The sequence below is a fragment of the Pseudomonas sp. RW407 genome (genome assembly GCF_003176655.1).
GTDB lineage: Bacteria > Pseudomonadota > Gammaproteobacteria > Pseudomonadales > Pseudomonadaceae > Pseudomonas > Pseudomonas delhiensis.
In genome coordinates, this window is sequence record NZ_QGSL01000107.1 from 1,121,113 (window position 1) to 1,147,819 (window position 26,707).

28 protein-coding genes are annotated in these 26,707 nt (G+C 68.6%); 14 read left to right on the forward strand and 14 right to left on the reverse strand.

What is annotated here, in order from left to right:
* Window positions 1-2 precede the first annotated feature (2 nt).
* The 4 genes from DK254_RS29230 to minC all read right to left on the reverse strand — a co-directional run bounded on the left by DK254_RS29230 (window position 3) and on the right by minC (window position 2,689).
* The gene (locus DK254_RS29230; RefSeq protein ID WP_109936626.1) at window positions 3-638 is read right to left on the reverse strand and encodes an RluA family pseudouridine synthase; all 636 of its coding nucleotides are present in this window, start codon (window positions 636-638) and stop codon (window positions 3-5) included.
* Between the two features lie 66 nt (window positions 639-704).
* On the reverse strand, window positions 705-959 hold the full coding sequence (gene minE / locus DK254_RS29235; protein WP_009620516.1) for a cell division topological specificity factor MinE: 255 nt from the start codon (window positions 957-959) through the stop codon (window positions 705-707).
* Window positions 956-1,771, reverse strand: coding sequence for a septum site-determining protein MinD (gene minD, locus DK254_RS29240; protein WP_109936627.1), 816 nt, complete (start codon window positions 1,769-1,771; stop codon window positions 956-958). The genes minE and minD overlap by 4 nt, the downstream gene beginning before the upstream one ends.
* 60 nt (window positions 1,772-1,831) lie before the next feature.
* Window positions 1,832-2,689, reverse strand: a complete 858-nt coding sequence (gene minC / locus DK254_RS29245) for a septum site-determining protein MinC (protein WP_109936628.1) — start codon at window positions 2,687-2,689, stop codon at window positions 1,832-1,834.
* A 159-nt stretch (window positions 2,690-2,848) separates the two neighbouring features.
* Between minC and DK254_RS29250 the strand changes: the two genes are divergently transcribed.
* Together DK254_RS29250 and DK254_RS29255 are read left to right on the forward strand one after the other, a co-directional pair.
* A complete protein-coding gene (locus DK254_RS29250; RefSeq protein WP_109936629.1) occupies window positions 2,849-3,778 on the forward strand; it encodes a lipid A biosynthesis lauroyl acyltransferase in 930 nt (309 codons plus the stop codon).
* Between the two features lie 122 nt (window positions 3,779-3,900).
* Window positions 3,901-5,049, forward strand: a complete 1,149-nt coding sequence (locus DK254_RS29255) for a patatin-like phospholipase family protein (RefSeq protein ID WP_109937340.1) — start codon at window positions 3,901-3,903, stop codon at window positions 5,047-5,049.
* Window positions 5,050-5,518: 469 nt separating this feature from the next.
* On the opposite strand, the gene DK254_RS29260 is transcribed toward DK254_RS29255, so the two are convergent.
* The 4 genes from DK254_RS29260 to DK254_RS29275 form a co-directional block, all read right to left on the reverse strand.
* Window positions 5,519-6,376, reverse strand: a complete 858-nt coding sequence (locus tag DK254_RS29260; protein ID WP_109936630.1) for a pirin family protein — start codon at window positions 6,374-6,376, stop codon at window positions 5,519-5,521.
* Window positions 6,377-6,486: 110 nt separating this feature from the next.
* Complete coding sequence (locus tag DK254_RS29265) at window positions 6,487-7,317, reverse strand: VacJ family lipoprotein (protein WP_109936631.1); 831 nt, start codon at window positions 7,315-7,317, stop codon at window positions 6,487-6,489.
* Window positions 7,318-8,664: a serine/threonine protein kinase gene (locus tag DK254_RS29270; RefSeq protein WP_109936632.1), complete on the reverse strand. Its 1,347-nt coding sequence runs from the start codon at window positions 8,662-8,664 to the stop codon at window positions 7,318-7,320. It lies immediately after the preceding gene.
* A gap of 110 nt (window positions 8,665-8,774) precedes the next feature.
* The gene (locus DK254_RS29275) at window positions 8,775-9,260 is read right to left on the reverse strand and encodes a GNAT family N-acetyltransferase (RefSeq protein ID WP_109936633.1); all 486 of its coding nucleotides are present in this window, start codon (window positions 9,258-9,260) and stop codon (window positions 8,775-8,777) included.
* A gap of 169 nt (window positions 9,261-9,429) precedes the next feature.
* Here DK254_RS29275 and DK254_RS29280 point away from each other — a divergent pair, with 169 nt between their 5' ends.
* Window positions 9,430-9,801 (forward strand): hypothetical protein, encoded by a 372-nt coding sequence (locus tag DK254_RS29280; protein ID WP_109936634.1) that lies wholly within the window; start codon window positions 9,430-9,432, stop codon window positions 9,799-9,801.
* 1 nt (window position 9,802) lies between these two features.
* Here DK254_RS29280 and DK254_RS29285 read toward each other — a convergent pair whose 3' ends face one another.
* The gene (locus DK254_RS29285) at window positions 9,803-11,386 is read right to left on the reverse strand and encodes a beta (1-6) glucans synthase (protein ID WP_109937341.1); all 1,584 of its coding nucleotides are present in this window, start codon (window positions 11,384-11,386) and stop codon (window positions 9,803-9,805) included.
* 276 nt (window positions 11,387-11,662) lie between these two features.
* Here DK254_RS29285 and DK254_RS29290 point away from each other — a divergent pair, with 276 nt between their 5' ends.
* The 10 genes from DK254_RS29290 (at window position 11,663) to DK254_RS29335 (ending at window position 20,045) form a co-directional block, all read left to right on the forward strand.
* Entirely contained in the window at window positions 11,663-12,520 is an 858-nt protein-coding gene (locus tag DK254_RS29290; RefSeq protein WP_109936635.1) for a glycine betaine ABC transporter substrate-binding protein, read from the forward strand.
* A 403-nt stretch (window positions 12,521-12,923) separates the two neighbouring features.
* Window positions 12,924-13,235 (forward strand): DUF485 domain-containing protein, encoded by a 312-nt coding sequence (locus DK254_RS29295; RefSeq protein WP_109937342.1) that lies wholly within the window; start codon window positions 12,924-12,926, stop codon window positions 13,233-13,235.
* Window positions 13,232-14,887 carry a cation acetate symporter gene (locus tag DK254_RS29300; RefSeq protein WP_109936636.1) on the forward strand — a complete coding sequence of 552 codons (1,656 nt, stop codon included), beginning with the start codon at window positions 13,232-13,234 and terminating at the stop codon, window positions 14,885-14,887. Before DK254_RS29295 ends, DK254_RS29300 begins: the two co-directional genes overlap by 4 nt.
* A 78-nt stretch (window positions 14,888-14,965) precedes the next feature.
* On the forward strand, window positions 14,966-16,756 hold the full coding sequence (locus DK254_RS29305) for a DUF294 nucleotidyltransferase-like domain-containing protein (RefSeq protein WP_109936637.1): 1,791 nt from the start codon (window positions 14,966-14,968) through the stop codon (window positions 16,754-16,756).
* Complete coding sequence (locus DK254_RS29310) at window positions 16,753-17,379, forward strand: 3'-5' exonuclease (RefSeq protein ID WP_109936638.1); 627 nt, start codon at window positions 16,753-16,755, stop codon at window positions 17,377-17,379. Before DK254_RS29305 ends, DK254_RS29310 begins: the two co-directional genes overlap by 4 nt.
* A gap of 146 nt (window positions 17,380-17,525) precedes the next feature.
* Window positions 17,526-17,678, forward strand: coding sequence for a DUF3309 family protein (locus DK254_RS29315; RefSeq protein WP_109936639.1), 153 nt, complete (start codon window positions 17,526-17,528; stop codon window positions 17,676-17,678).
* A 114-nt stretch (window positions 17,679-17,792) separates the two neighbouring features.
* Complete coding sequence (locus DK254_RS29320; RefSeq protein ID WP_089393064.1) at window positions 17,793-18,098, forward strand: hypothetical protein; 306 nt, start codon at window positions 17,793-17,795, stop codon at window positions 18,096-18,098.
* Window positions 18,099-18,226: 128 nt separating this feature from the next.
* On the forward strand, window positions 18,227-19,039 hold the full coding sequence (locus DK254_RS29325; RefSeq protein ID WP_109936640.1) for an SDR family oxidoreductase: 813 nt from the start codon (window positions 18,227-18,229) through the stop codon (window positions 19,037-19,039).
* Window positions 19,040-19,272: 233 nt separating this feature from the next.
* Window positions 19,273-19,698 carry a hypothetical protein gene (locus DK254_RS29330; RefSeq protein WP_089393062.1) on the forward strand — a complete coding sequence of 142 codons (426 nt, stop codon included), beginning with the start codon at window positions 19,273-19,275 and terminating at the stop codon, window positions 19,696-19,698.
* A gap of 17 nt (window positions 19,699-19,715) precedes the next feature.
* Window positions 19,716-20,045 (forward strand): YnfA family protein, encoded by a 330-nt coding sequence (locus tag DK254_RS29335; RefSeq protein ID WP_089393061.1) that lies wholly within the window; start codon window positions 19,716-19,718, stop codon window positions 20,043-20,045.
* A 307-nt stretch (window positions 20,046-20,352) separates the two neighbouring features.
* Here the strand turns inward: DK254_RS29335 and DK254_RS29340 are convergent, their stop codons facing one another.
* From DK254_RS29340 to DK254_RS29355, 4 genes are all read right to left on the reverse strand, one after another.
* A complete protein-coding gene (locus DK254_RS29340; RefSeq protein ID WP_109937343.1) occupies window positions 20,353-20,583 on the reverse strand; it encodes a YheU family protein in 231 nt (76 codons plus the stop codon).
* 78 nt (window positions 20,584-20,661) lie between these two features.
* Window positions 20,662-21,864, reverse strand: a complete 1,203-nt coding sequence (locus tag DK254_RS29345) for an osmoprotectant NAGGN system M42 family peptidase (protein WP_109936641.1) — start codon at window positions 21,862-21,864, stop codon at window positions 20,662-20,664.
* Window positions 21,861-23,633 carry an N-acetylglutaminylglutamine synthetase gene (ngg, locus tag DK254_RS29350; RefSeq protein WP_109936642.1) on the reverse strand — a complete coding sequence of 591 codons (1,773 nt, stop codon included), beginning with the start codon at window positions 23,631-23,633 and terminating at the stop codon, window positions 21,861-21,863. Before ngg ends, DK254_RS29345 begins: the two co-directional genes overlap by 4 nt.
* A 61-nt stretch (window positions 23,634-23,694) precedes the next feature.
* Window positions 23,695-25,464: an N-acetylglutaminylglutamine amidotransferase gene (locus DK254_RS29355; protein ID WP_109936643.1), complete on the reverse strand. Its 1,770-nt coding sequence runs from the start codon at window positions 25,462-25,464 to the stop codon at window positions 23,695-23,697.
* Between the two features lie 157 nt (window positions 25,465-25,621).
* Between DK254_RS29355 and DK254_RS29360 the strand changes: the two genes are divergently transcribed.
* A complete protein-coding gene (locus DK254_RS29360; RefSeq protein WP_256595984.1) occupies window positions 25,622-26,077 on the forward strand; it encodes a MarR family winged helix-turn-helix transcriptional regulator in 456 nt (151 codons plus the stop codon).
* Between the two features lie 256 nt (window positions 26,078-26,333).
* On the opposite strand, the gene DK254_RS34635 is transcribed toward DK254_RS29360, so the two are convergent.
* Window positions 26,334-26,707: sulfite exporter TauE/SafE family protein (locus DK254_RS34635; RefSeq protein WP_218281462.1), on the reverse strand; the 374-nt coding region annotated here is incomplete at its 5' end.

The window sequence follows — 26,707 nt, forward strand, 5'->3', positions numbered from 1 at the left end:
GCTCAGAAAGGCGCCGGCGACTCGAAGCGCAGGCGCTCGCCGGTCTGTGGGTGGGTCAGGCACAGCAGGCTGGCGTGCAGGCACAGGCGGTCGCGCAGGGTGAGGGCTTCGTCTTCGGCGTAGAGGCGGTCGCCGAGCAGGGGATGGCCGATGGACAGCATGTGCACGCGCAGTTGGTGCGAGCGGCCGGTGATCGGCGTCAGCTCCACCCGGGCGTACTGGCCGCAGCGTTCCACCACGCGCCAGAAGGTCAGTGCGTGGCGGCCGTGCTCGTGGTCGACGATGTGCCGCGGCTTGTTCTCCGGGTCGTAGCGCAGCGGCAGTTCGATGCGCCCGCTGTCCAGCTCCGGCTCGCCCCAGCACAGCGCGGTGTAGGCCTTTTCGGTCTCGCGGTCGTGGAACTGCCGGGACAGCTCGCGGTGGCTGTCGGCGTCGCGGGCCAGGACCATCAGGCCGGAGGTTTCCCAGTCCAGACGGTGGACGATGCGCGCTTCCGGGTAGCCGTTGTCCTGCAGGCGGGTGACCAGGCAGTCCTTGTTGTCCTCGGCGCGGCCGGGCACCGAGAGCAGCAGGGTGGGCTTGTTCACCACCAGCAGGGCGGCGTCCTGGTGGAGGATCTGGATGTTCGACAGCGGCATGGGGCCTCGCCAGCGGCTAGAAATGACTGCGGCGGCCGAGGCCGCCGCAGTTCACCCAGCGGACGATCAACGTTCCGGCAGAGTGATGTTGAGTTCCAGGATCGAGCAGCTGCCCTGGTTGGCCAGTTCCACCTGGACCTGTTCCTGGTCGATCGGCACGTACTTGCGGATGACTTCCAGCAGGTCTTTCTGCAGCTGCGGGAGGTAATCCGGTTGCGAGCGGTTGCCGCGCTCGTGGGCGACTATGATCTGGAGTCTTTCCTTCGCGATGGAGGCGCTGTTCGGCGCTTTCCGGCTGCGAAAGAAGTCTAAAAGGCTCATTCACGTCCTCCGAACAGTCGTTGCAGGAATCCTTTCTTCTGCACATCGAGGAACCGATGTGGCATCTCTTTGCCCAGCAGGCGGTCGACCGCGTCGCTGTAGGCCTGGCCGGCGTCGCTCTGGTCGTCGAGGATGACCGGTACGCCCTGGTTCGAGGCCTTGAGCACGGCTTGCGATTCCGGGATCACGCCGAGCAGGCGGATCGCCAGGATTTCCTCGACGTCTTCCACGCCGAGCATCTCGCCCTTGGTGACGCGCTCGGGGTTGTAGCGGGTCAGCAGCAGGTGTTCCTTGATCGGCTCCTCGCCCTTCTCGGAGCGCGCCGACTTGCTGGCCAGCAGGCCGAGCATGCGGTCGGAGTCGCGGACCGAGGAGACTTCCGGGTTGGTCACGACTATTGCCTCGTCGGCGAAGTACATGGCCAGGTGGGCACCCTTCTCGATGCCGGCCGGGGAGTCGCAGATGATGTATTCGAAGTTCTGCTTGAGTTCTTCCATGACCTTGCCGACGCCTTCCTGGGTCAGGGCGTCCTTGTCACGGGTCTGGCTGGCGGCCAGGACGAACAGGTTCTCGAGGCGCTTGTCCTTGATCAGGGCCTGGGTCAGGGAGGCTTCGCCGTTGATGACGTTGACGAAGTCGTAAACCACGCGGCGTTCGCAGCCCATGATCAGGTCGAGGTTACGCAGGCCCACGTCGAAGTCGACGATGACGGTCTTGTGGCCGCGCAGGGCCAGGCCGGTGCCGATGGCGGCGCTGGTGGTGGTTTTACCGACGCCACCCTTACCGGAAGTGACTACGAGGATCTTGGCCAAGGTGATTCACCCCAATGAAAAACGAAGAATTCAGGTCCCTGAAATTCGCGGCAGTATCCGTTAAAGGCGGGTGATGTTCAACACGTCTCCCGACAGGCTGACGTGTACCGCCTGCCCCCATTGCGGACTGCGCCTAAGGTCTTCTGCAACCTTGTAATTCCCGGCGATGGAGACCAGTTCGGCGCCCAGTTGCTGACAGAAGATTCGCGCGCTGGTGTCGCCTTTGACGCCCGCCAGGGCCCTGCCGCGCATCGGACCGTATACGTGGATGTTGCCATCGGCCAGAAGTTCCGCACCGGGGCTCACGGGGGCCAGGACGATGAGGTCGCCGCCGGCGGCGTAGATCTGCACGCCGCCGCGCACCGGGGTGGTCACCAGCTTAGTCGGACGGACGGCCGGGGCGGAGGGCTCGGCAGGCTTTTCAGGGGCTTTTTCAGGCGCCTTGTCCGCCGTCTTTTCGCTGGCCTTGTCGATGGCTTTCTCGACCACCGGTTCGGCCAGCTTCTCGCTGCGCGGGCGGCGCACTATGCCCTCGGCCGGGGCGGCAGCGGCGGCGTCCTTCGGCTCCAGCGGGCGGTCGCGGGAGCCGGACGGCGGCAGCACCGGGATGTCCAGCATGGTCGCCAGGCGCAGGTCTTCCTCGCGGTTGGCGCGGATGGCCAGGGTACGCAGGCCGTGGCGGCGGCAGATGTCCAGCACGCCCTGCAGGTCGAGCTGGCCTTCGCCGCCGGGCAGCTTGTCCAGGGCCAGGACCAGGGGGGTGTCGCGGAAGAAGTTGGGAGCCTGGGCGACCTTGTCGGCGAGCTGACGGTCCAGGCGCGACAGGTCGTTGTGCGCCAGTTCCAGCACGGTGACGGCGAGCATGCTGCCCTTGAGCTGGAAAACGGGATCTTGGTCGAGGAGGTCGGCTTGGCTCATGGTCGCACTGCATCGCTAAATGGCCTCGACTTATAGCGAACCCTCCCGGCAGCCGCAAGCCTGGCGCGGGGCCAGGTGCGATAGTGGCACCGGGGCGGCGGCGCAAAGGCGGCGCTCGCGGTAGAATGCCGCCTTTGCCCGTCATTTCCGGAATCGTTCATGGACCGTCCCCGCTTTCGCACCGCCTTCCTCCATCCGCGCTACTGGCCGCTGTGGCTGGGCCTGGGCGCGCTGTGGCTGGTGGTGCAGCTGCCCTATCCGGCGCTGCTGGCGCTGGGGCGCGGCCTGGGCGCGGTGATGTACCGCGTGGTCGGCAGCCGCCGGGCGATCGCCGCGCGCAACCTGGAGCTGTGCTTCCCCGAGCTGTCCGCCGCCGAGCGCACCCGGCTGCTCAAGGCCAACTTCGCCTCCACCGGCATCGCCTTCTTCGAGATGGCCATGAGCTGGTGGTGGCCGCGGGCGCGCCTGGCGAAGCTCGCCCATATAGAAGGCCTGGAGCACCTGCGCCAGGCCCAGGCCGAAGGCAAGGGCGTGATCCTCATGGCCATGCACTTCACCACCCTGGAGATAGGCGCGGCGCTGCTGGGCCAGGTGCAGACCATCGACGGCATGTACCGCGAGCACGACAACCCGGTGTTCGACTACGTGCAGCGCCGCGGCCGCGAGCGGCACAACCTGGACGCCACCGCCATCGAGCGCGAGGACGTACGGGCCATGCTCAAGGTGCTGCGCGCCGGGCGCGCCATCTGGTACGCCCCGGACCAGGACTACGGCGCCAAGCAGAGCCTGTTCGTGCCGCTGTTCGGCATCCAGGCCGCCACCGTCACCGCCACCACCAAGTTCGCCCGCCTGGGCCGCGCGCAGGTCATGCCCTTCACCCAGACGCGCCTGGCCGACGGCTCCGGCTACCGCCTGGTGGTCCACCCGCCGCTGCGGGACTTCCCCGGCGAGAGCGAGGAGGCCGACTGCCTGCGCATCAACCGGTGGGTGGAGGCGGAGATCCGCCAGCAGCCCGAGCAGTACCTGTGGGCCCATCGCCGCTTCAAGAGCCGCCCGGAAGGTGCGCCGAAGCTCTACGACAAGCGCTGAGTGCGGCGGCGGGCTTTACCGCGGCGGCCGGCGCTGCATACTGAAAAGTGCAGGACGCATCCAGGACTCCCGTCGTGACTGAATCCGCCGAGCCGCAACCGAACCCCCGCACCGACCGCGCCATCACCGGCCTCATCCTCTCCGGCGGCGGTGCCCGCGCCGCCTACCAGGTGGGTGTGCTGGCGGCCATCGCCGAGCTGCTGCCGGAGGGGGCGGCCAATCCCTTCCCGGTCATCGTCGGCACCTCGGCCGGCGCCATCAACGCCGTGGGCCTGGCCTGCGGCGCGCTGTCCTTCCGCGAGGCCATCCACAGCCTGACGCGGGTGTGGAAGGGCTTCCACACCGGCCAGGTGTACCGCGCCGACTTCACCGGGGTGCTGGGCCAGGCCCTGCGCTTCCTCGGCCACAGCCTGCTGGGCCTGGGCCGGCGGCGGCCGGTGGCGCTGCTCGACAGCACCCCGTTGCGCCACCTGCTGGCCCGCGAGATGGACTTCTCCGGCATCAGCGCCGCCCTGCAGCAGCGCAAGCTGCGAGCCGTGGCGGTGACTGCCTTCGGCTACGACTCCGGACAGGCGGTGACCTTCTACCAGGGCCGCGCCACCATCGAGCCCTGGCTGCGCCACCGGCGCATCGGGGTGCCGACGCGGCTGCACCTGGAGCACCTGCTGGCCAGCTCGGCGATCCCGCTGCTGTTCGCCCCGGTGCGCATCAAGCGCGAGTACTACGGCGATGGCGCGGTGCGCCAGCAGGCGCCGATCAGCCCGGCGCTGCACCTGGGCGCCAACCGCGTGCTGGTGATCGGCGTCAGCGGCAACCCGGCGCGCAACGGGCCCGACGAAAGCGCCGTCGGCGAGGGCAGCGAGCGCCCGCCGAGCCTGGCGCAGATGGGCATCCACCTGCTCAACAGCACCTTCATCGACAGTCTGGAAGGGGATATCGAGGTGCTGCAGCGCGTCAATTACCTGGGCTCGCTGGTGCCGCAGGAGCGCCGCTGCCACGAGTCTGGGCTGCGCGAGGTGGAGGTGCTGCTGGTATCGCCGTCGCGGCCGCTGGACGAGATCGCCGCCCGCCACCGCAAGGAGCTGCCCTGGGCGGTGCGCCTGTTCCTGCGCGGCCCGGGCGCGACGCGGGCGAGCGGGGCGGGGGTGCTGAGCTACCTGCTGTTCGAGCGCGGCTATTGCCACGAGCTGATCCGCCTGGGCTACAAGGACGCCATGGACAAGCGGGCGGAGCTGGTGCGCTTCCTCGGGCTGGAGGAGCATTGCCTGTAGGGGAGGATCGCGGACGGAGTCCGCTCCTGCGAGCGTGCCCGACCGTAGGGCGAATAACCGTTCGCGGTTATCCGCCGTTGGCCGTGCTACCGGGGCGTCCGGCGTGGCCGGTGAATCCAATCGCGGACGGAGCCCGCTCCTACGACGGAGCTCGACCGTAGGGCGTATAACCGTTCGCGGTTATCCGCCGTTGGCCGTGCTACCGGGGCGTCCGGCGTGGCCGGTGAATCCAATCGCGGACGGAGTCCGCTCCTACGACGGTGCTTCCTGGAACCGTAGGAGCGGACTTTGTCCGCGATCATGGCGGATAACGCCGTAGGCGTTATGCGCCCTACGAACTATTGCGAACGCGGGGAGCCAGGGTTCGCGAGCAAGCTCGCTCCTACGAAGAGCACCTCGGCACGACCTGCCTACAAGGTGCAGGAGAAACGCCGTCGCAGGGCGCGGATTCCATCCGCTATCCCGCGGCTCAGATCGCCAGCACGCCGTCGCGGTAATCGCGCAGGGCCTGTTCGATTTCCTCGCGGCTGTTCATCACGAAGGGCCCGTACTGCACGATGGGTTCGCGCAGCGGCTTGCCGGCCAGCACCAGCACGCGCGCGCCCTGGTCGCTGTGCAGCTTCACCGCGTCGCCCTCGCCCAGGCGCGCCAGGCGGTTGGTACCGACCTCGCCGCCGCGCTCGGCCTGCACCTGCAGGCTGCCTTCGTAGACGTACAGCAGCGCCTGGTGGCCGCTCGGCAGGTTCAGGTCGATGTCGGCGCCGGCCGGCAGCTTCAGGTCGTAGTAGTGCGGCTCGGTGTCCGGGCGCTGCACGGCGCCGTCGAGTCGCACCTGGCCATCGTCGAAGCGCCCGGCGATCACCGTCGCTTCCACGCCGCCGGCGGTGGTGGTGCGCGGGACGTCTTCCGGCTCGATGTCGCGGTAGCCGGCCGGGCCGAGCTTGCTCTTGCCGGGCAGGTTCAGCCACAGCTGGAAGCCGCGCATGGCGCCTTGCTCCTGCTCGGGCATCTCGCTGTGGATGATGCCGTGGGCGGCGGTCATCCACTGTACGCCGCCGGGCTTGAGCAGGCCCTCGTTGCCCAGGTGGTCGCGGTGGCGCATGCGCCCTTCGAGCATGTAGGTCACCGTCTCGAAGCCGCGGTGCGGGTGGTCGGGGAAGCCGGCGATGTAGTCGTCGGGGTTCTGGGTGTCGAACTGGTCGAGCATCAGGAAGGGATCGAAGCGTTCGATGCCCGGGCCGCCGATCACGCGGGTCAGGCGCACGCCGGCGCCGTCGGAAGCGGGGCGGCCGATGTGCAGGTCGATCAGGTTGCGCAACTGGGTCATGGTGGACCTCCTCGTTCAGGCATGGAGGCCATGATAGTCCCAGGCATTGGATGGATGGTTGCGAGTTTTGCGGGTTGAATATCGAATTGTTCGATATTCAACCCGCATGCTCATTCGCCGATCTGCAGCTTGCGCGACTCGGTATAGAAGTAGCGCAGCTTCTCGTACTCGAAGGGGGTGTTCATCTGCCCGTAGCGGAAGCTGTTGCTGTAGCGCCGGTCGATGACCTGCAGGGTGGGGATTTCCCAGTGGTCGCCGCTGGCGCTGGCCACGCCCAGGTAGTCCACCTGCTGGCCGGCGACGAAGTCGGTGACCAGCCCGCCGGTGTCGCGCAGGTTGGACGGGCCGAGGATCGGCAGCATCAGGTAGGGGCCGGCGGGCACGCCGTAGAAGCCGAGGGTCTGGCCGAAGTCCTCGGTCTGCCTGGGCAGGCCCATGCGGGTGGCCGGGTCCCACAGGCCGAGCACGCCGAAGGTGGTGTTGAACAGCAGCCGCGCGGTGGTGTTCATCGCCCGCTTGCCCTTGAACTGCAGCAGGCTGTTGAGCAGGCTCGGCACCTCGGCGACGTTGCTGAAGAAGTTGCTCACGCCGCTGCGCACGAAGCGCGGGGTGACGTATTCGTAGCCGTGCACCACGGGCAGGAACACCCACTCGTCGAAGCGGTAGTTGAAGTGGTAGACGCGGCGGTTCCACGACTCCCAGGGGTCGTAGACGTTGAGCGCGCTGAGGGTGGCGCGCTCGAACTCGCGCTGGTCCAGGCCGGGGTTGAACTTGAGGGCGTCCAGCGGGTGCTTGAAGCCGTCGTCGTCGGGCGCCAGCTGCACCTGCTTGGCGGCCGAGGGCGGCACGGCGGGCGCCGGGCCGAGGTCGGAGGCGTTGTCGGCGTGGGCCAGGCCGCAGCCCAGCAGCAGGGCGAGCAGCCAGGGGGATCGGCGGGTCATCTAGCGCTTTCCTGTGTCGGCGGCGGCCTGCAACGTGGCGTCCTGGCCGCGGAAGAAGTTCAGCATGTCCTGGGCGTTGACCCGGTAGTTGAGGTTGCCGCAGTGGCCGCCCAGCGGGTACAGCGTCAGCCGGTCGCCGAAGGTGCGGCGCAGGAAGCCGATGTCGCCGGGGCCGAGGATGACGTCGTCGGCGTTGTGCATCACGGCGATCTTCGGGCTGTCGTGCAGGTACTGCTGCAGGGCGTACAGGCTAGTCTGCTGGATCAGCTGCGGCAGGCTGCCGCCGCCATGGCGCTTGCGCCACATGGGGATCAGCTGCTCGACCATGTAGCAGTCGAAGTCGCATTGCAGGGCGCGCTTGAAGAAGGGTTCCAGGCTGGTGCCCTCGTTGATCGGGTAGTGCGGCGGGGTGACCAGCCCGCGCTGGTTGATCAGGTCCGAGGTGAAGGCGATGTCGGCCGAGGAGAAGCGGAACACCGTGCCGATCAGCATGGCCATCTCTTCGTTGGTCAGGTGCTGCCTGGAGTGCTGGAAGTCGTAGAGGAAGGCATCGTTGAGGTCGATGTAGCCCTTCTGCTGGAAATAGCGCGTCAGCTTGCCGAGCACCAGCTGGTAGTAGGTCCGGGAGTCGGTGATGCCCTTGACCTGGGTCTGCACCAGGCGGTCCAGGTTGCTCACCGAGGTGTAGAGGTTCACCGGCGGGTTGAGCAGCAGCACGCGCTTGAAGTTGAAGCTGCGGCGGGTTTCGTCGAGGTGGCTGACGAAGGCCGCGTGCAGGGCGCCGAGGCTGTAGCCGGTGAGGTAGTAGTCGGTCACCGGCAGGCTCGGGTGCTGGGCGCGCACCGCCTGCATCACCCGGTACAGGTCGTCGGCGTCGTCGGGGCTGTAGCCAGGGGTGGCGCGCATCGAGGCGCCGGCCATGAAGTCCCAACTGGTCGGCGAGGAAATCTGCACCACGTGGTAGCCGGCGCCGTAGAACAGGCCCTTGAGGTACTCGGGCGTGTTGCTGAGGTAGCTGGCGCCGGTGCCGGCGATGATGAACACCAGCGGCGCCGGGTGGTCCTGGCGGGCCAGCCGGTAGTGCAGCTTCTTCACCGGCCAGAAGTTGTCCGGCAGCTCGAACTCGCGCTCCGGGCGCAGCTTGAGGGCGTAGTCCTGCTGGTCGATGTCGGCGGGGTCCGGCAGCTGCGGGCGCAGCTCCACCGGGGTGGTGGCGATGGTCGCTTCGAAGGGGTTGCCCAGGGGGTAGCCGTAGCTGGCCGGGTCGACATCCCTGGCGAGCGCCGGGCCTGCGAAGCCCATGACGAGGCTGCCGAGCAGGGCAGCCACGCGCGTAAGCAGAGGCATGGGGTGGATTCCTTTCAGGGGGACGCGAAATGCAGTGAAACCGAGCACTCTGACAAGCGCAAGTGCTTCAAGTGCTGTAGGACGCGTCAGAAATCCACTCCAGCGGTCGTTCAGTCGCGCCGGCCGAGGCGGGTGAGGGCATCGCCGGCCAGGCGGTAGACGGTCCATTCGTCCAGGGGCACGGCGCCCAGGCTGCGGTAGAAGCCGATGGCCGGTTCGTTCCAGTCCAGCACCGACCACTCCAGGCGCCCGCACTTGCGTTCCACCGCCAGGCGCGCCAGTTCGCTCAGCAGCGCCTTGCCCAGGCCCAGGCCACGGGCGCTGGGGCGCACGTAGAGGTCTTCGAGGTAGATGCCGGGCTGGCTCAGCCAGGTGGAGTAGTTGTGGAAGAACAGCGCGAAGCCGGCGCCGACGCCGTCCACTTCGCCGATCAGCACCTCGGCGTAGGGGCGCGGGCCGAACAGGTGCTCGTGCATGCGCCCGGCGTCGGCCTTGTTCTCGTGGGACAGGCGTTCGTAGTCGGCCAGCTCGGCGATCAGTTCGAGGATCAGCGGGACGTCGTCGGGGCGGGCGGGGCGCAGCTGGATGCGGGACATGGCGATCTCCTTGAAGCGGACCGCCGAGCATGCCGTGCCGGCCCGGCGCTGGCAACCTCGGCGGTGGGGGATGCACAGCTGCTGCAGCCGCCCACGCCAGGGGCTGCGCCTCTTGCATCGGCCCCCGCGCTGGTTATGCTGGGCGCCCTTCGCCTGCGGAAGTGGCGCCATGCCCCATCGTTCGTCGCTGATCCTGCTCTGCCTCGCCGCCCTCTGGCTGGCCGCCTGCTATGGCGTGCGCTTCGGCCTGCTGGAGAACGCCAGCTGGGTGGACGTGTGCGCCGAGGACGCGTCGCTGTGGGCCTGCCAGGCGCGCTCCGGGCTGGGCCTGCTGATCCATTTCGGGGTGTTCGGCCAGGCGGCGCTGGCGGCGTCGGTGCCGGCCTTCCTGGTTCCCGGGCGCATCGGTTGGTGGCTGGCGGCTCTGGCGCTGTTCGTCGGCCTGCTGGCGCTGGTGTTCTACAGCGTGAGCATGGCGGTGTTCGCCGTGGTGCTCGCCGGGCTGCGCCTGGTGCGCCAGCCGCGCCCGGCGCGGGCCTGAATCAGGCGGCTGGTGCCGGGGCCGCGGCGGCCAGGGTGTTTTCCTGGCGCAGGCCGCGCCACAGGGCCGCGCCGAGCAGCAGCGCGACCCCCGCCCAGGTCAGCGCCTGGCGGTTGTCCAGCCCTTCCAGCAGCAGCTGCGGGACGATGCCGGCGACTATCAGCAGCGCCAGCAGGCCGGCCTCGCGGCGCGGCGCCGCCACGGGGCGGCAGAGGTAGACCAGCGCCGGGAACAGCAGGGCCGCGTTGGGGAAGTTGCGGTAGCGCGCGTCGAACACCAGGGCCAGCATCCACACCGCGCCGGCGAAGCCGCTGGCCAGCAACCACCAGCTGCCACGAGCCTCCAGCCAGGCCAGCAGACGCGCGCGCCAGCCGGCGCCGGTACCCAGGGCCAGGGAGAGGTGCAGCAGCACCAGCAGGTTGAGCAGCACCAGGTAGGCCGCCCACAGCCACTCGTCGAGGAAGGTGCAGATCACCTGGGCCTGGGCGCCCCACAGGCCGACGCAGGCGGCGCCGAGGGCGGCAGCCAGTGGCTGCAGCAGGGCGTAGCGGGCGTGGGCCGGGCGGCCGCCGAGCAGCAGGGCTGCGCCCCACAGCGCCAGCGACAGAGTCAGCCAGAGCGGCCAGTCCGGCTGGTTGGAAACCGGCCCGGCGAGCACGTTCTTGTCCTGTCGGTCGGCGTCGAACAGGCCCCAGTAGCCGCCCACGGCGCCCTCGATGCGGCGCTTCCACGGCTGGTCGAAGGCCTCGATCAGGTTGTAGCGCCAGCCGTGCTCCTCGGCCAGGCGCACGAAGCCGCGGATGTAGCGCGCCTCGTTGACGCGGCTGGGCAGGGCGGTCTGGCGCTGGCGGCCCTCGCTGGGCCAGCCGGTCTCGCCGATCAGGATGGCCTTGCCGGGGAAGGCGTGGTCGAAGCGCCGGCGGATGTCCGCGACGTGCTCCAGGGCGCCGTCGATGCCGCTGGGCTGGTTGTCCCAGTAGGGCAGCAGGTGCAGGGTGATGAAGTCGACGCCGGCGGCCAGCTGCGGGTGCTTCAGCCAGTACTCCCAGACCTCGGCATAGGATACCGGCTGGCGCACCTGGCTCTTCACCCGTGCCAGCAAGCCCTCGAGGTACTTGCTGGTGACCTCCTGGCGCAGCAGCGTCTCGTTGCCGACGATCACCGCCTGGACCACGTCGGGGTAGGCGTTGGCCGCCGCCACCAGCTTCTGCACCTCGCGCTCGCTGTCGGCGGGGATGGCGTTGATCCAGGCGCCGAGGATCAGCTTCAGGCCGTGCTTGCGCGCCAGTTCGGGAATGCCTTCTAGGCCGCTCATGGAATAGGTGCGCACGCAACCGAAACGCGTCGCCAGCAGCGCCAGGTCGGCGTCCATCTGCGCCGGGCGCAGGGTGAAGGGCTGGTCGAAGGGCGACTGGTCCTTGCCGAAGGGGCTGTAGGAGGCGCACTGCAGCTTGTGCGTGGGGCCGGCCGCGTCGGGCAGGACGATGGCGCGGCCCTGCAGGTACCAGGTGGCGCAGAGGGCCAGGGTGGCCAGGAGCAGGCCGAGACAGTAGGCTGAAAAAGGATGGCGCTGGAATCTGGGCATGGGCGCGGTGCTTTCGAGCAGGTCGCGCATCTTAGCAATGCCCCGGCTCCGGCGTCTGCGCAGACGAGCGTGGGATGGCTCTCTGGCATCAAGGGTGGACACGAGCATGTCGCAAATGCTCCGTGGTTGTCGTAATCAGGCAGTCGTTGTCGCGTACCGGCAGGTTGCGCGTCGTTCTCGGAGCAGCCCGCCGGCCCCTCGCGCAGATGATGGAGGGGCGGCCAAGACCGTCCCGGAGCGCTCGTTCCGGTGAACCTAGAACAAGGGGAGACTCTTATGCGAATGATGCGACGACTAATGGGCCTGGGTGCGGGGCTCGTGCTGTCGGCGGCAGCGGGCCTGGCCGGTGCGGCGGCCAAGCCGGAGATCACCATCGGCTACGTCGATGGCTGGTCGGACAGCGTGGCCACCACCCACGTGGCGGCCGAGGTGATCCGCGAGAAGCTCGGCTACCCGGTCAAGCTGATGCCGGTGGCGGCCGGGATCATGTGGCAGGGCGTGGCCCGCGGCAAGCTCGACGCCATGCTCTCGGCCTGGCTGCCGGTGACCCACGGCGCCTACTACGCGAAGATGAAGGACCAGGTGGTCGACCTGGGCGTGAACTACCCGGGGGCGAAGATCGGCCTGATCGTGCCGGAGTACGTCAAGGCCAACAGCATCGAAGACCTCAAGGCGATGAAGGACGACTTCGGCGGCCGCATCGTCGGCATCGACGCCGGCGCCGGGGTGATGCTCAAGACCGACCAGGCGATCAAGGACTACGGCCTGGACTACAAGCTGGTGGCCAGCTCCGGCAGCGGCATGATCGCCGAGCTGACCCGCGCCGAGAACGACAAGAAGGCGGTGGCGGTGACCGGCTGGATCCCGCACTGGATGTTCGCCAAGTGGAAGCTGAAGTTCCTCGACGATCCGAAGAAGGTCTACGGCGACGAGGAGCATGTCGACAGCGTGGCCAACCCGGCACTGGAGAAGAAGGCCCCGGAAGTCTGGGCGCTGCTGAAGAAACTGCAGTGGAAGGACGGCGCCGAGATCGGCCAGGTGATGCTCGCCATCCAGGACGGCGCCAAGCCCGAGGAGGCCGCCAAGCAGTGGGTGGCCAGCAACCCGGAGCGGGTCAAGGAGTGGACGCAGTAAGCTGGCGCGGGTCGTTCCGGGGCTGTTGCCCGGTTCGATCCGGGGTATGACGAAAGCCGCTTTCCTCCAGGGGGAAGCGGCTTTTCTGTCTGGGCGTTCGGCGCGGCCGGTGAGTCCAATCGCGGACGGAGTCCGCTCCTACGCCTGCACCCGACCGTAGGGCGAATAACCGTTCGCGGTTATCCGCCGCCGGCCCGGGCACCGGAGTCGAGGGCAATGGCGGATAACGCTGTAGGCGTTATGCGCCCTACCTGTCCGACATTGCCTTCGCACCGTGGCCGAAGGCTCTATCCCGCGCCTTCCAGTCCGCTACGACTAAAGTCGTCTGGAGGCCTTGCACCAGAGTCCTAAAGTGGGGATCGACGACATCCGCGTCATCCCCCGCTGTGAGGACAACAACAAAATGAACGACAGCATCTACCAGCGGATTGATACCAATCCGCGCTTCAAGGAACTGGTGGCCAAACGCGAGCGATTCGCCTGGCTGCTCTCACTGATCATGCTGGGCCTGTACGTGGCCTTCATCCTGCTGATCGCATTCGAACCGCAAGTGCTGGGCGCCAAGGTGAGCCCCGATTCCTCGGTGACCTGGGGCATTCCCATCGGCGTCGGGCTGATCCTGTCCGCCTTCGTCCTCACCGGCATCTACGTGCGCCGAGCCAATGGCGAGTTCGACCGCCTGAACCGAGAAGTCCTCAAGGAGGTCCAGCAATGATCGCCCGCCTGTTCGCGGCCCTCGGCCTGGCCGCCTTCGCCCCCGCCCTCTGGGCCGACGCCCTGACCGGCGACGTGCAACGCCAGCCGATCAACATCCCGGCGATCGTCATGTTCGTCGCCTTCGTCGGCTTCACCCTGTGCATCACCTACTGGGCCTCCAAGCGCAGCAAGTCGGCCGCCGACTTCTATACCGCCGGCGGCAGCATCACCGGCTTCCAGAACGGCCTGGCGATCGCCGGCGACTACATGTCCGCCGCGTCCTTCCTGGGTATTTCCGCGCTGGTGTTCGCCTCGGGCTACGACGGCCTGATCTACTCCATCGGCTTCCTCGTGGGCTGGCCGATCATCCTCTTCCTGATCGCCGAGCGCCTGCGCAACCTCGGCAAATACACTTTCGCCGACGTGGCCTCCTACCGCCTCAAGCAGAAGAACATCCGCACCCTGTCCGCCTGCGGCTCGCTGGTGGTGGTGGCCTTCTACCTGATCGCGCAGATGGTCGGCGCCGGCAAGCTGATCGAGCTGCTGTTCGGCCTGAACTACCACGTCGCGGTGGTCATGGTCGGCATCCTGATGGTGCTCTACGTGCTGTTCGGCGGCATGCTCGCCACCACCTGGGTACAGATCATCAAGGCCGTGCTGCTGCTGTGCGGCGCCTCCTTCATGGCGATCATGGTGCTCAAGCACGTCAACTTCGACATCAGCGCGCTGTTCTCCGAAGCCATCAAGGTACACCCCAAGGGCGAGGCCATCATGAGCCCCGGCGGCCTGGTGAAGGACCCGATCTCGGCCTTCTCCCTGGGCTTCGCGCTGATGTTCGGCACCGCCGGCCTGCCGCACATCCTGATGCGCTTCTTCACCGTCAGTGACGCCAAGGAAGCCCGCAAGTCGGTGTTCTTCGCCACTGGTTTCATCGGCTACTTCTACATCCTGACCTTCATCATCGGCTTCGGCGCCATCGTGCTGGTGAGCACCAACCCGGCCTTCAAGGACGCCGCCGGCGCCCTGATCGGCGGCAACAACATGGCCGCCGTGCACCTGGCCGACGCCGTGGGCGGCAGCCTGTTCCTGGGCTTCATCTCCGCGGTGGCCTTCGCCACCATCCTCGCGGTGGTCGCCGGCCTGACCCTGGCCGGTGCCTCGGCGGTGTCCCACGACCTGTACGCCAGCGTGCTCAAGGGCGGCAAGGCCAACGAGAAGGACGAGCTGCGCGTGTCGAAGATCACCACCGTCGCCCTGGGCGTGGTCGCGATCATCCTCGGCATCCTGTTCGAGAAGCAGAACATCGCCTTCATGGTCGGCCTGGCCTTCTCCATCGCCGCCAGCTGCAACTTCCCGGTGCTGCTGCTCTCGATGTACTGGAAGAAGCTGACCACCCGCGGCGCCATGATCGGCGGCTGGCTGGGCCTGATCACCGCGGTGGTGCTGATGATCCTCGGCCCGACCATCTGGGTGCAGATCCTCGGCCACGAGAAGCCCATCTACCCGTTCGAATACCCGGCGCTGTTCTCCATGGCCGTGGCCTTCGTCGGCATCTGGTTCTTCTCCATCACCGACAAGTCGGCGGCGGCGGACGAGGAGCGCGCACGCTTCTTCCCGCAGTTCATCCGCTCGCAGACCGGCCTGGGCGCCAGTGGCGCGGTAGCCCACTGATGCCTCGCGGCTGACCCCGACGAAGCCGGAGGCCCGCCTCCGGCTTCGCCTTTTACGCACTGCCACAAGGGGTTCGCGATGCCCGAGAGCTTCAACTTCTCCGCGCCGCCGTTCGACCAGCTGCGCGCGAGTGAGCGCCAGGCCTTCGCCGAGGCCCTGAGCGTCGCCTACTACACCAGTGGCGAGACCGTGCTCGAAGCCGGCGCCGCGGTGCCCTGCCTGTTCATCGTGCTCAAGGGCGTGGTGGAGGAGCGCGGCGAGGACGGCAAGCTGTTCGCCCAGTACGCCGGCGACGACCTCTTCGACATCCGCGGGCTGTTCTCCGGCAGCAGCAAGCACGACTACCGCGCGGTGGAGGAGAGCATCCTCTACGAACTGCCGGCCAGCACCTTCCACCAGCTGTGCGGCGACAACCCCGGCTTCGCCCGCTTCTTCCAGGCCGACCTCGCGGCCAAGCGCCAGCTGGCGCGGCGCGACGGGCAGAACCTGGCCGAATTCATCCTCACCCGCATCGCCCGCGAGCACCTGCTGCCGGCCCTCGAGGTGGACGCCGGGCTGCCTCTGGGCGACGCCGCGCGCCTGCAGCTCAGCCATGGCGCCGACGCCCTGCTGGTGCGCAGCGCCGGCGAGCTGGGCATCGTCACCCGCACCGACCTGATGCGCGCGCACTTCCGCGACGGCCGCGCCGAGGACGAGGCCATCGGCCCGCTCGCCCACGGCCCGCTGGCCAGCGTCGAGCTGGGCGACTTCCTGTTCGACGCCATGATCCTCATGACGCGCCTGCGCATCGAGCGCGTCGCGGTGCGCGAGGACGGCGAAATGGTCGGCCTGCTGCACCTGACCCAGGTGCTCAGCCTGTTCTCCACCCACTCCCACGTGCTGGCGCTGCGCATCGCCCGCGCCGAGACCGAGGAGGAGCTGCGCGCCGCCGCCGAGACCCTGCACACCCTGATCGCCACCCTGGCCGGCAACGGCATCCGCCTGCGCTTCATCATGCAACTGGTCGGTGCGCTCAACGAGCAGTTGCTCGAACGTCTCTTCGAACTATTGATACCGCCGCCGTTGCGCAGCCGCTGCTGCCTGGTGGTGATGGGCAGCGAAGGCCGCGGCGAGCAGTTGCTCAAGACCGACCAGGACAACGCCCTGATCCTCGCCGACGACTTCCCCCGGGAGCAGGCCCTGGCGCTGATGCAGCGCTTCAGCGATGCCCTGCTGGCCTGCGGCTACCCGCCGTGCCCCGGCGGCGTCATGGCCAGCCATGCGGACTGGTGCAAGCCGCTGGCGGCCTGGCTGCGCGAGCTGAACACCACGGCACTGGAAGGGCGCCCGGAGCAATTGCTGCGCCTGTCGATCCTCGCCGACGCCTGGCCGGTGGCCGGCAACCGCCAGCTGTTCGAGAGCCTGCGCCAGGGCCTGCTGGGCTTCGCCACGGACGGCGAGCGCTGGCTGGCGGACATTGCCGTGGCGGCCCTGCAGTTCGACACGCCGCTGACCTTCCTCGGCCAGTTGAAGACCCGCGAGGAACACCTGGACATCAAGCGCGGCGGCATCTTCCCCATCGTCCATGGCTGCCGCGTGCTGGCCCTGCGCGAGGGCCTGGAGGTCCGCGGCAGCCTGGCCCGGCTGGAGGCGCTGCAGGCGCGCGGGGTGCTCGACGAGGGCCTGGCGGAGAACCTCGCCGAGGCCTTCGAACTGTTCCTGCAACTGCGCCTGACCCAGCAACTGGCCGGCGAGCGCGACGGCCGCCAGCAGGGCCTGGACGTGGCCCGCCTGAGCCGCCACGAGCGCGACATGCTGCGCTTCGGCCTGCACGCGGTGAAGAAATTCAAGCAGAGCCTGGAAAGGCAGTTCCACCTGGAGAGCCGATGAACGCCCTGGTGAAGATTCCCGACCAGCACTGGTCCGGCTGGCGCCGCCGGCTGTACTGGTACCTGCACGCCCCGGAGGAGGCCGAGGAAATCGTCTCCCTGGACCTGGAGACCACCAGCCTCGACCCGCGCAAGGCGGACATCCTGAGCATAGGCGCGGTGCTCATCCGCCGCGGCAAGCTGGTGCTCGGCGAGCGCCTGGAACTGCTGGTGGAGCCGCCGGCCAGCCTCGACGGCGAATCGATCCGCATCCACAAGCTGCGCCGCGCCGACCTCGAAGGCCAGCTGCCGCTGGACGAGGCGCTGCGCCGGACGCTGGCCTTCATCGGCGACCGCCCGCTGCTGGGCTACTACCTGTCGTTCGACGTCGCCGTGCTGCGCCGCCACCTGCGCGAGCGCCTGGGCGAGGCCCTGGTCAACCCGCGCATCGAGGTCTCCGCGCTGTACCAGCGCAAGATGGCGCGGCGCTACCCGGACCTGCACCTGGACCTGCGCTTCGACACCCTGGCGCGCACCCTGGGCATCCCCGTGGAAGGCCGCCATACGGCGCTGGGCGATGCGCGCAGCGTGGCGCTGATGTTCCTGCGCCTGCGCAAGGGCTCGCTGCCCGACCTGCAGCACTGAGCGCCGGGCCCGCGGCGCAGAAAAACTGAATCCCGGCGCAGCGGCGCCAGTCCCAATAGCAGGTGGGCAGCCCCGTGCGCTGCCCGTTCCGCGGACGCGGGCCCGCAGCGCAGGCCCGCCGCCCGACTGCCTACGGGAGACGCACCATGGGAACCATTCTGCTGGTCATCCTCATCCTTCTGCTCATCGGCGGCCTGCCGGTGTATCCCTATTCACGCAGCTGGGGCTACGGGCCCTCGGGGATTTTCGGCGTGGTCCTGGTGGTGTTGCTGGTCATGCTGTTGCTGGGCTACGTGTAGCGTGAACCCTTCGCGGTTCGCCGCAGGCTGGTGGGGCGCAAAGTGATCCAGGACACAGCCCACCTTTTCCCCACGTCCTACCATGATGGCCTTTTGGAGGACGGGGGAAAGGGAATGCTCGGAGTCGTACTGGTCGCCCTGGGCAGCCTGTGGCTGCTCGGCCAGTTGTTCAGCGGCCTGGTGGCGTTGCCGGCGGCGGACTGGCTGGCGCGGGAGAGCGATCCGCAACGCTACTGGCAGTTCGTCTACTTCGCCCCCGCCCTGTTGCTGGCGCTGGGGGCCTTTCTGTTGCGCTACCGCGTGCACTCGTTCGCCGGCCTGCGCCGCGAGAAGGTCAATTGCGCGACCTTCCTGCTGATCTTCGCGGGCGTCGCCCTGGTCCTCGGGAAGCTTTCCTGCCTGCTTCTTCCATTGTTCTGAAGGCCGCGTCCGCCCTGGCTGTGGCGCCGGTTTGCCGGCGCCATTCAGCAGCCTGATTAAAGCGCAGCGCGGGTGGAGCCTTGGCTACACTGCCGGACAATTCCCCGGATAAGACAAGGCAACCCCCTATGCAAAACCGCATGATGATCACCGGCGCCGGTTCCGGCCTGGGCCGCGAAATCGCCCTGCGCTGGGCCCGCGAAGGCTGGCGCCTGGCCCTGGCCGACATCAACGACGAAGGCCTGGCCGAAACCCTGCGCCTGGTGCGCGAGGCCGGCGGCGACGGCTTCACCCAGCGCTGCGACGTGCGCGACTACAGCCAGCTCACCGCCCTGGCCCAGGCCTGCGACGAGAAGCTCGGCGGCATCGACATCATCGTCAACAACGCCGGCGTGGCCTCCGGCGGCTTCTTCGAGGAGCTGTCGCTGGAGGACTGGGACTGGCAGATCTCCATCAACCTGATGGGCGTAGTCAAGGGCTGCAAGGCCTTCCTGCCGCTGCTGGAGCGCAGCCACGGGCGGATCATCAACATCGCCTCCATGGCGGCGCTGATGCAGGGCCCGGCGATGAGCAACTACAACGTGGCCAAGGCCGGCGTGGTGGCGCTCTCGGAGAGCCTGCTGGCCGAGCTGAGCCTGGTGGACGTGAAGGTCCACGTGGTCTGCCCGTCGTTCTTCCAGACCAACCTGCTGGACTCCTTCCGCGGCCCCAGCCCGGAAATGAAGAGCCAGGTGGGCAAGCTGCTGGAAGGCTCGCCGATCAGCGCCGCCGACATCGCCGACTACATCCACCAGGAGGTCGGGCGCGGCAGCTTCATGATCCTGCCCCACGAGCAGGGCCGCCTCGCCTGGCAGGTCAAGCAGCAGAACCCGCAGGCGATCTACGACGAAATGACGCGCATGGCGCAGAAGATGAAGGCCAAGCAGCGCAACCCGGCCTGAGTTTCTGCACCGCTTCGGTGCAAGCGAAAACAGGGCTTGCCCAGGGCGGTGCAAAAGCGTAGTTTGGCGTCACCGGCCTGCCTGCCGATGTATGTTGGACCCCAGTGAAAGCCCCGCCTCCATCGCGGGGCTTTCGCTTTTCCGGGCCGGCCACGCAACATTGCCGCCTGCTGCTTTCCCGGCGCCGGCGCCTGTGCTAGAAGGCAGCGTCGTCCACAGGGAGTCTCAGCGTCTTGCAGTCCGAATCCATCGTCTATGGTTGCATCCGCGACTGGCCCGGCGACTCCATGGAGCGGCGCCTGCGCCGCGCGGCCAACCGCAAGGTGCTGGACAGCCTGCCGGTGGGCGAGGCCTGGCCGTTCCTCGGCCGCGAGATGTTCAGCCGCTGCGAGCAGGAGGGCGCCGGCCTGTACCAGTCGCAGGTGATCCACTTCGGCGCCAGCTACCCGGCCATCGAATACGAATGGAACCTGTGGGTGGAACAGTTCGAGGCACTGCTCAAGCGCCTGTACTGGGCCAGCGCGGTGGTCCACCTGGAAACCGAACTCAACGGCTGCCACACCTTCCGCTGGGAATCCGAACGCGGCTTCCACAGCCCCCGGGAGGGCGACCTGCGGGTACGCTGCGCCTGGGAACGCGAGGGCGGCCTGCGCGGCTGAGCCCCAAGGAAAGCAAGATGCTCAACTACCTCTGGTTCCTCCTCGCCGCCTTCTGCGAGATCGCCGGCTGCTACGCCTTCTACCTCTGGCTGCGCCTGGACCGCACGCCCCTGTGGATAATTCCCGGATTGTTCAGCCTGCTGTGCTTCGCCCTGCTGCTGACCCGCGTCGAGGCGGCCTATGCCGGGCGCTCCTACGCGGCCTATGGCGGCATCTACGTGGCCGCGTCGCTGTTCTGGCTGGCCTACGTGGAGAAGAGCCGGCCGTTGTGGAGCGATTGGCTGGGCGTGGCGCTGTGCATCGTCGGCGCGAGCGTGGTGCTGCTGGGGCCGAAGCTGGCGCCTTGATGGAGGCTGGCTTTTCGTAGGAGCGAGCTTGCTCGCGAATGGTGTTTGCTGGGGATTTCAGGTGCTGGGCTTTAGAGCACCCTCTTCCCAGCCCTCTCCCTGAAGGGAGAGGGGGCCGTTCGGTGTCTGGGGTGGTTTCTATGCCCGCCGGCAATGCTGGAGTTGCCGGCAAGCACTGTCGTTTCGGTATGCACGGATAGCTCCCTCTCCCTTCAGGGAGAGGGCGGGGGGAGAGGGTTGCAAGGGGCAGCTGAGCACCAGGAGCCAGGTTCGCGAGCAAGCTCGCTCCTACGAAAAGCAGCCCCCCTCAATCCTCCAGCCACTCCTTGGGCACTTCCACCTTGAGCATCAGCTGGCACTGCTGGCTCTCCGGGTCGAACACGATCACCGCCTCGCCGCGCTTGAGCGCGTGGCGGGCGCGTTCGACGCGGGTGGCCAGGGGCGTGTCGTCGCCGTTGTCGGTGCCTTCGCGGGTGACGAAGTCTTCCAGCAGGTTGTTGAGGGTCTCGGCTTCGAGCAGGTCGTGGGGGATCAGCATGGCGGACATTCATCGGCATGGGGCGGAACAGGCGGCGATTCTAGTCGCGCGCGGGCTTGCCGGCGAGCCCGGGGCGCCTCAGTGGCGCCCCTTCTCGTCGTCCTTGTTGTTGTCCAGCAGCTCGCCCACCGGTTGCACGTGGGTGGTGCTCTCCATGTGCACCGGGTGTTCCAGCTGCTTGCTGAAGCGCTCGATGGCGCCTTCCTGGGGCTCGGCGTCGCTGTCGAACACCGGCGGGCTGAGCAGGTAGGCGCAGAGCAGCCGGGCCAGGTTGGACAGGCTGTCGATGTGGGTGCGCTCGTAGCCGTGGGTGGCGTCGCAGCCGAAGGCCAGCAGGGCAGTGCGGATGTCGTGGCCGGCCTCGATCGCCGACTGGGCGTCGCTGTGGTAGTAGCGGAACAGGTCGCGGCGCACCGCCACCTCGTGGCGCTCGGCCAGGCGCAGCAGGTGCCGGGAGAGGTGGTAGTCGTAGGGGCCGCCGGAGTCCTGCAGGGCCACGCTCACTGCGTGCTCGCTGGAGTTCTGCCCCTCGGCCACCGGGGCGATGTCGATGCCGACGAACTCGCTGACGTCCCAGGGCAGGGCGCCGGCCGCGCCGGAGCCGATCTCCTCGGTGATGGTGAACAGCGGGTGGCAGTCGATGGGCGGTTCCTGGCCGCTTTCCACCACCGCCTTGAGCGCCGCCAGCAGCGCCGCCACGCCGGCCTTGTCGTCCAGGTGGCGGGCGCTGATGTGGCCGCTGTCGGTGAACTCCGGCAGCGGGTCGAAGGCCACGAAGTCGCCGATGGACACGCCCAGCGCGGCGCTGTCGGCCGGGCTCACGGTGTAGGCGTCCAGGCGCAGCTCGACGTGGTCCCAACTGATCGGCAGGCTGTCCACCGCGGTGTTGAAGGCGTGCCCGGAGGCCATCAGCGGCAGCACGCTGCCGCGCAGCACGCCGTTGTCGCAGAACACGGTGACGCGGCTGCCCTCGGCGAAGCGGCTCGACCAGCAGCCCACCGGGGCCAGTGCCAGGCGGCCGTTGGGCTTGATCTCGCGGACGATGGCGCCGATGGTGTCCAGGTGCGCCGAGACCGCGCGGTCCGGGCTGTTGCGCCGGCCGGCGAGGGTCGCGCGGATGGTTCCGCGGCGGGTCATCTCGAAGGGGATGCCGATCTCCTCCAGGCGCTCGGCCACGTAGCGCACGATGGTGTCGGTGAAGCCGGTGGGGCTGGGGATGGCGAGCATCTCCAGCAGCACCCGCTGCAGGTAGTTGAGGTCCGGTTGCGGCAGTCGGCTCATGCGGGCACCTCGCGGTCCAGGGGTTCGCGGCTGAGCGGGAAGAGCAGGTCGAGGAAGCGCTCGGCGGTGGGTTGCGGTTCGTGGTTGGCCAGGCCCGGGCGCTCATTGGCCTCGATGATCACGTAGGCCTCGCCTTCCACGTCGGGCACCAGCAGGTCCAGCCCGGTGACCGGGATCTCCAGCGCCCGCGCGGCGCGGATGGCGGCCTCGCGCAGGGCCGGGTGGAGCTTGTCGGTGACGTCTTCCAGGGTGCCGCCGGTGTGCAGGTTGGCGGTGCCGCGCACGGCCAGGCTGCGGCCCTCGGGCAGCACGTCGTCGTAGCCGAAGCCGGCGGCATGCAGGGTGCGCTCGGTCTCGCCGTCCAGCGGGATGCGGCTTTCGCCGCCGGTGGCGGCCTGGCGCCGGCGGCTCTGCGCCTCGATCAGCTGGCGGATGCTGTGGCGGCCGTCGCCGATCACCGTGGCCGGGTGGCGCACCGCCGCGGCCACCACTTCGTAGCCGATCACCAGTACGCGCAGGTCCTGGCCGGGGTGATAGCTCTCCAGCAGCACGCGGCCGTCGAACTGGTGGGCATGCTCGATGGCCGCCTCGACCTCCTCGATCTTCGTCAGGTTCACCGCCACGCCCTGGCCCTGCTCGCCGTCCACCGGCTTGACCACCAGCGCGCCGTGCTCGGCGAGGAACGCGGCGTTGTCCCTGGCGCTGCCGACCAGGCGCTGCTGCGGCTGCTTCAGCCCGGCGCGGGCGAGGGCGCGGTGGGTCAGGCGCTTGTCCTGGCAGAGGGTCATGCTCACCGCGCTGGTCAGGTCGCACAGCGACTCGCGGCAGCGGATGCGCCGGCCGCCCTGGGTCAGGCTGAAGAGGCCGGCGGCGGCGTCCTGCACCTGCACCTCGATGCCGCGGCGATGGGCCTCGTCGACGATGATCCGGGCGTAGGGGTTCAGGCCCTGCTCGGGGCCCGGGCCGAGGAACAGCGGCTGGTTGATGCCGTTCTTGCGCTTGATGGCGAAGGTCGCCAGCTCGCGGAAGCCGAGCTTGCGGTACAGCGCCTTCGCCTGCTGGTTGCTGTGCAGCACCGACAGGTCGAGGTAGGCCAGCTCGCGGCTCATGAAGTGCTCGATCAGGTGGCGCACCAGCGCCTCGCCGACGCCCGGGCGGCTGCACTGCGGGTCCACCGCCAGGCACCAGAGGCTGGAGCCGCGCTCGGGGTCGTGGAAGGCCTTGGTGTGGTTCAGGCCCATGACCGCGCCCACGGCGTTGCCGGTGGCGCTGTCCTCGGCCAGCCAGTAGGTGGGGCCGCCCTGGTAGTGCGGGGTGAGCCGCTCGGCGTCCACCGGCAGCATGCCGCGCGCCAGGTACAGGCGGTTGACCGCCGCCCAGTCGTCCTCGCCGTGCACCCGGCGGATGCGGAAGCCGCGGAAGGAACGGTGCGCCGGCCGGTAGTCGGTGAACCACAGGCGCAGGGTGTCGGAGGGGTCGAGGAACAGCTGCTGCGGGGCATGGGCCAGCACCTGCTGCGGCGCCGCCACGTAGAGCGCGATGTCGCGCTCGCCGGGGCGCTCGTTGAGCAGCTCGGCGGCCAGCGCGTCGGGTTCGGCGAAGGTGTGCCCGATCAGCAGCCGGCCCCAGCCGCAGTGCAGGCTGTGGGGCTCGCAGCCGGGCTGCTCGTGGTCCTCGGCGAAGCGCGCCTGCAGGCGCTGGTAGGTCGGCACTTGGCCGCGCAGCAGGCGCTGGTTGTGCGGATGGGGCAGGTTGAAATGGCTTTTCATGGTTCGCTCCCTGGTGGGCGGGCCGCCGGTACGGTGCCGGTGGCCCGCGCTGCTGGCTGGGTCAGATTCCCTGTTCGGTCAGCCAGAGGTTGAGGGCGGCCAGCTGCCAGAGCTTGGAGCCGCGCAACGGGGTGAGGTCGTCCTGCGGGTTGCCGAGCAGGCGGTCGATCTGCGCCGGCTCGAACAGGCCGCGGTCCTGGCTGGGGTCCAGCAGCAGCTCGCTGACCCAGGCCCGGGTGTTGCCCTGCAGGTGCTTGAGCCCCGGCACCGGGAAATAGCCCTTGGGCCGGTCGATCACCTCGGCCGGGATCACCCGCCGCGCCGCGGCCTTGAGCACCTGCTTGCCGCCGTCGCCGAGCTTGAAGCGCGCCGGGATGCGCGCCGAGAGCTCGGCCAGGCGGTAGTCGAGGAACGGCACGCGGGCTTCCAGGCCCCAGGCCATGGTCATGTTGTCGACGCGCTTGACCGGGTCGTCCACCAGCATGATGGTGCTGTCCAGGCGCAGCGCCTTGTCCACTGCATCGCTGGCGCCGGGCATGGCGAAGTGCTCGGCGACGAAGGCCTGGGCCACGTCCTCCACGCGCATGGCCGGGCGCACGGTGCTCTGGTATTCGCCATGGCTGCGGTCGAAGAAGGCCGCGCGGTAGGCATGCAGCGGCGAGGCGGCGTCGACCATGGGCGGGTACCAGTGGTAGCCGGCGAAGAGCTCGTCGGCGCCCTGGCCGCTCTGCACAACCTTGCAGTGCTTCGATACCTCTCGGGCGAGCAGGTAGAAGGCGATGCAGTCGTGGCTGACCATGGGCTCGCTCATGGCGCGGAAGGCCGCCGGCAACTGCTCGATCACCTCCTTCTCGGCGATGCGCAGCTGGTGGTGGCGCGTGCCGTAGCGGCGGGCGATGAGGTCGGAGTAGTGGAACTCGTCGCCGCGCTCGCCGCCGGCATCCTCGAAGCCGATGGAGAACGTCAGCAGGTCTTCCACCCCGGCCTCGTGCAGCAGGCCGACCAGCAGGCTGGAGTCCACCCCGCCGGAGAGCAGCACGCCCACCTCGCGGGCGGCGCGCTGGCGGATGCCGACCGCTTCGCGCAGGCTGTCCAGCACGCGGTCTTCCCAGTCTTCCAGGCGCAGTTCGCGCTCGTCCTCGCGGCAGCCGTATTCCAGGCGCCACCAGCAGTGCTGCTCGCTGCGGCCGTCGGCGTCGATGCTCATCCAGGTCGCCGGCGGCAGCTTGCGCACGCCGTTGAGGAGGGTGCGCGGGGCGGGCACCACGGCGTGGAAGTTCAGGTAGAGGTTGAGCGCCTCGGCATCCAGGCTGGTGTCGACGCCGCCGCCCTGCAGCAGCGCCGGCAGGCTGGAGGCGAAGCGCAGGCGCTGGCCGTCGCGGGCGAGATACAGCGGCTTGATGCCCAGGCGGTCGCGGGCGATGAACAGCCGGCGGGCGTCACGCTCCCAGATGGCGAAGGCGAACATGCCATTGAGCCTGGGCAACAGGTCCTTGCCCCAGGCGTGGTACCCCTTGAGCAGCACCTCGGTGTCGCCGCCGGAGAAGAAGCGGTAGCCCAGCGCTTCCAGCTCCTTGCGCAGCTCGGGGTAGTTGTAGATGGCGCCGTTGAACACCAGGGACAGGCCCAGGGTGGTGTCGATCATCGGCTGGCCGGAGGCTTCGGCCAGGTCCATGATCTTCAGACGGCGGTGGCCGAGGGCCACCGGCCCTTCGCTGTGGAACCCCCAGGCGTCCGGGCCGCGGGGGGCGAGATGGTGAGTGATGCGTTCGACCGCCGCGAGGTCGGCCGGTTGCTCGTCGAAACGTAGTTCTCCTGCTATGCCGCACATTTTCCTTACCGGTTCTCCGTTGGGGATGAATGGGGGGTCAGGCCGGGGCCCTTTTTTCGTGTTAACAGAAAGACTGTTTCATGTGAAAGTAGTTCTATGATTTTTTTATGAAAAAATGCCTGATAAGTTCGGATAATTGATTATGGCTGAAAGGAATATGTCCACGGAGGACGCCTACGCGCTGTCCATGTTCCAGGCCCTGCGGCGGCTGCAGCAGGGTAGCGAGGTGCATGCCAAGCGCCTGGGCCGCTACGGCGGGCTGACGCCGCTGCAGCTGCTGATCCTGCAGGTGCTGCTGGTGGAGCGGGAGATCACCGCCAGCCGCCTGGCCAAGCGTGTGAGCCTGTCCCAGGCCTCGCTCTCCGGCGTCCTCGACCGCCTGGAGAGCCGCGGCCTGCTGGCCCGCCGGCGCGACGAGCAGGACAGGCGCAAGCAATGGCTGCTGCTGGAAGACGCCGGCCGCGACGCGCTGCAGTCGGCGCCGCCGCTGCTGCCGGAATACGTGCTGGCGCGCTTCGCCGAGCTGCCCGAGTGGGAGCGCCATGCGGTGCTGGCGGGGTTGCTGCGGGCAGCGGAACTGTTCGAGTTGCCGGAGGAGGAAGAAGAGGAATGAGGGGCCACGCCATGGCCTGGCTGGGGGGCTGATCGCGGACGGAGTCCGCTCCTACAGGTTGCCGAGGCACAGCATTTCCCCGTAGGAGCGGACTCTGTCCGCGATTCGCGCGCAGGGCGCGCTCCTACAGGAGAATGGTGTGGGTGGGGCACTACCGTTCGCGGTTATCCGCCGTTGGCCGTAACACCGGGGCCGCCCACGGCGGATAACGCCGTAGGCGTCATGCGCCCTACGATGTCGCCATTACCCTTGGCCCTCATGCCAACAGCTTCTGCGCCGCCAGCGACAGGCTCACCGCCAGCAGCATCACCGCGAAGATCCGTTGCAGGGTCGCCCCGCCCAGGCGCAGGGCCAGGCGGTTGCCGGCCAGCACGCCGAGGGCGCCGCCGGCGGCCAGCGCCGCCAGCAGCGGCATGGGCGGCTGGGCGTGGCTGAGGTAGAGCAGGAAGCCACCGCCGGAGACCAGGGCGATCACCGCCATGGAGGTGGCCGTGGCCGCCAGCATCGACAGCGGGGTGAACCACAGCAGCCCCGGCACTATCAGGAAGCCGCCGCCGACCCCCATCAGCCCCGAGAGCAGCCCCACCGCCAGGCCCAGGCCGAGCAGCGGCGCGTTGCCCGTGGCCTGGC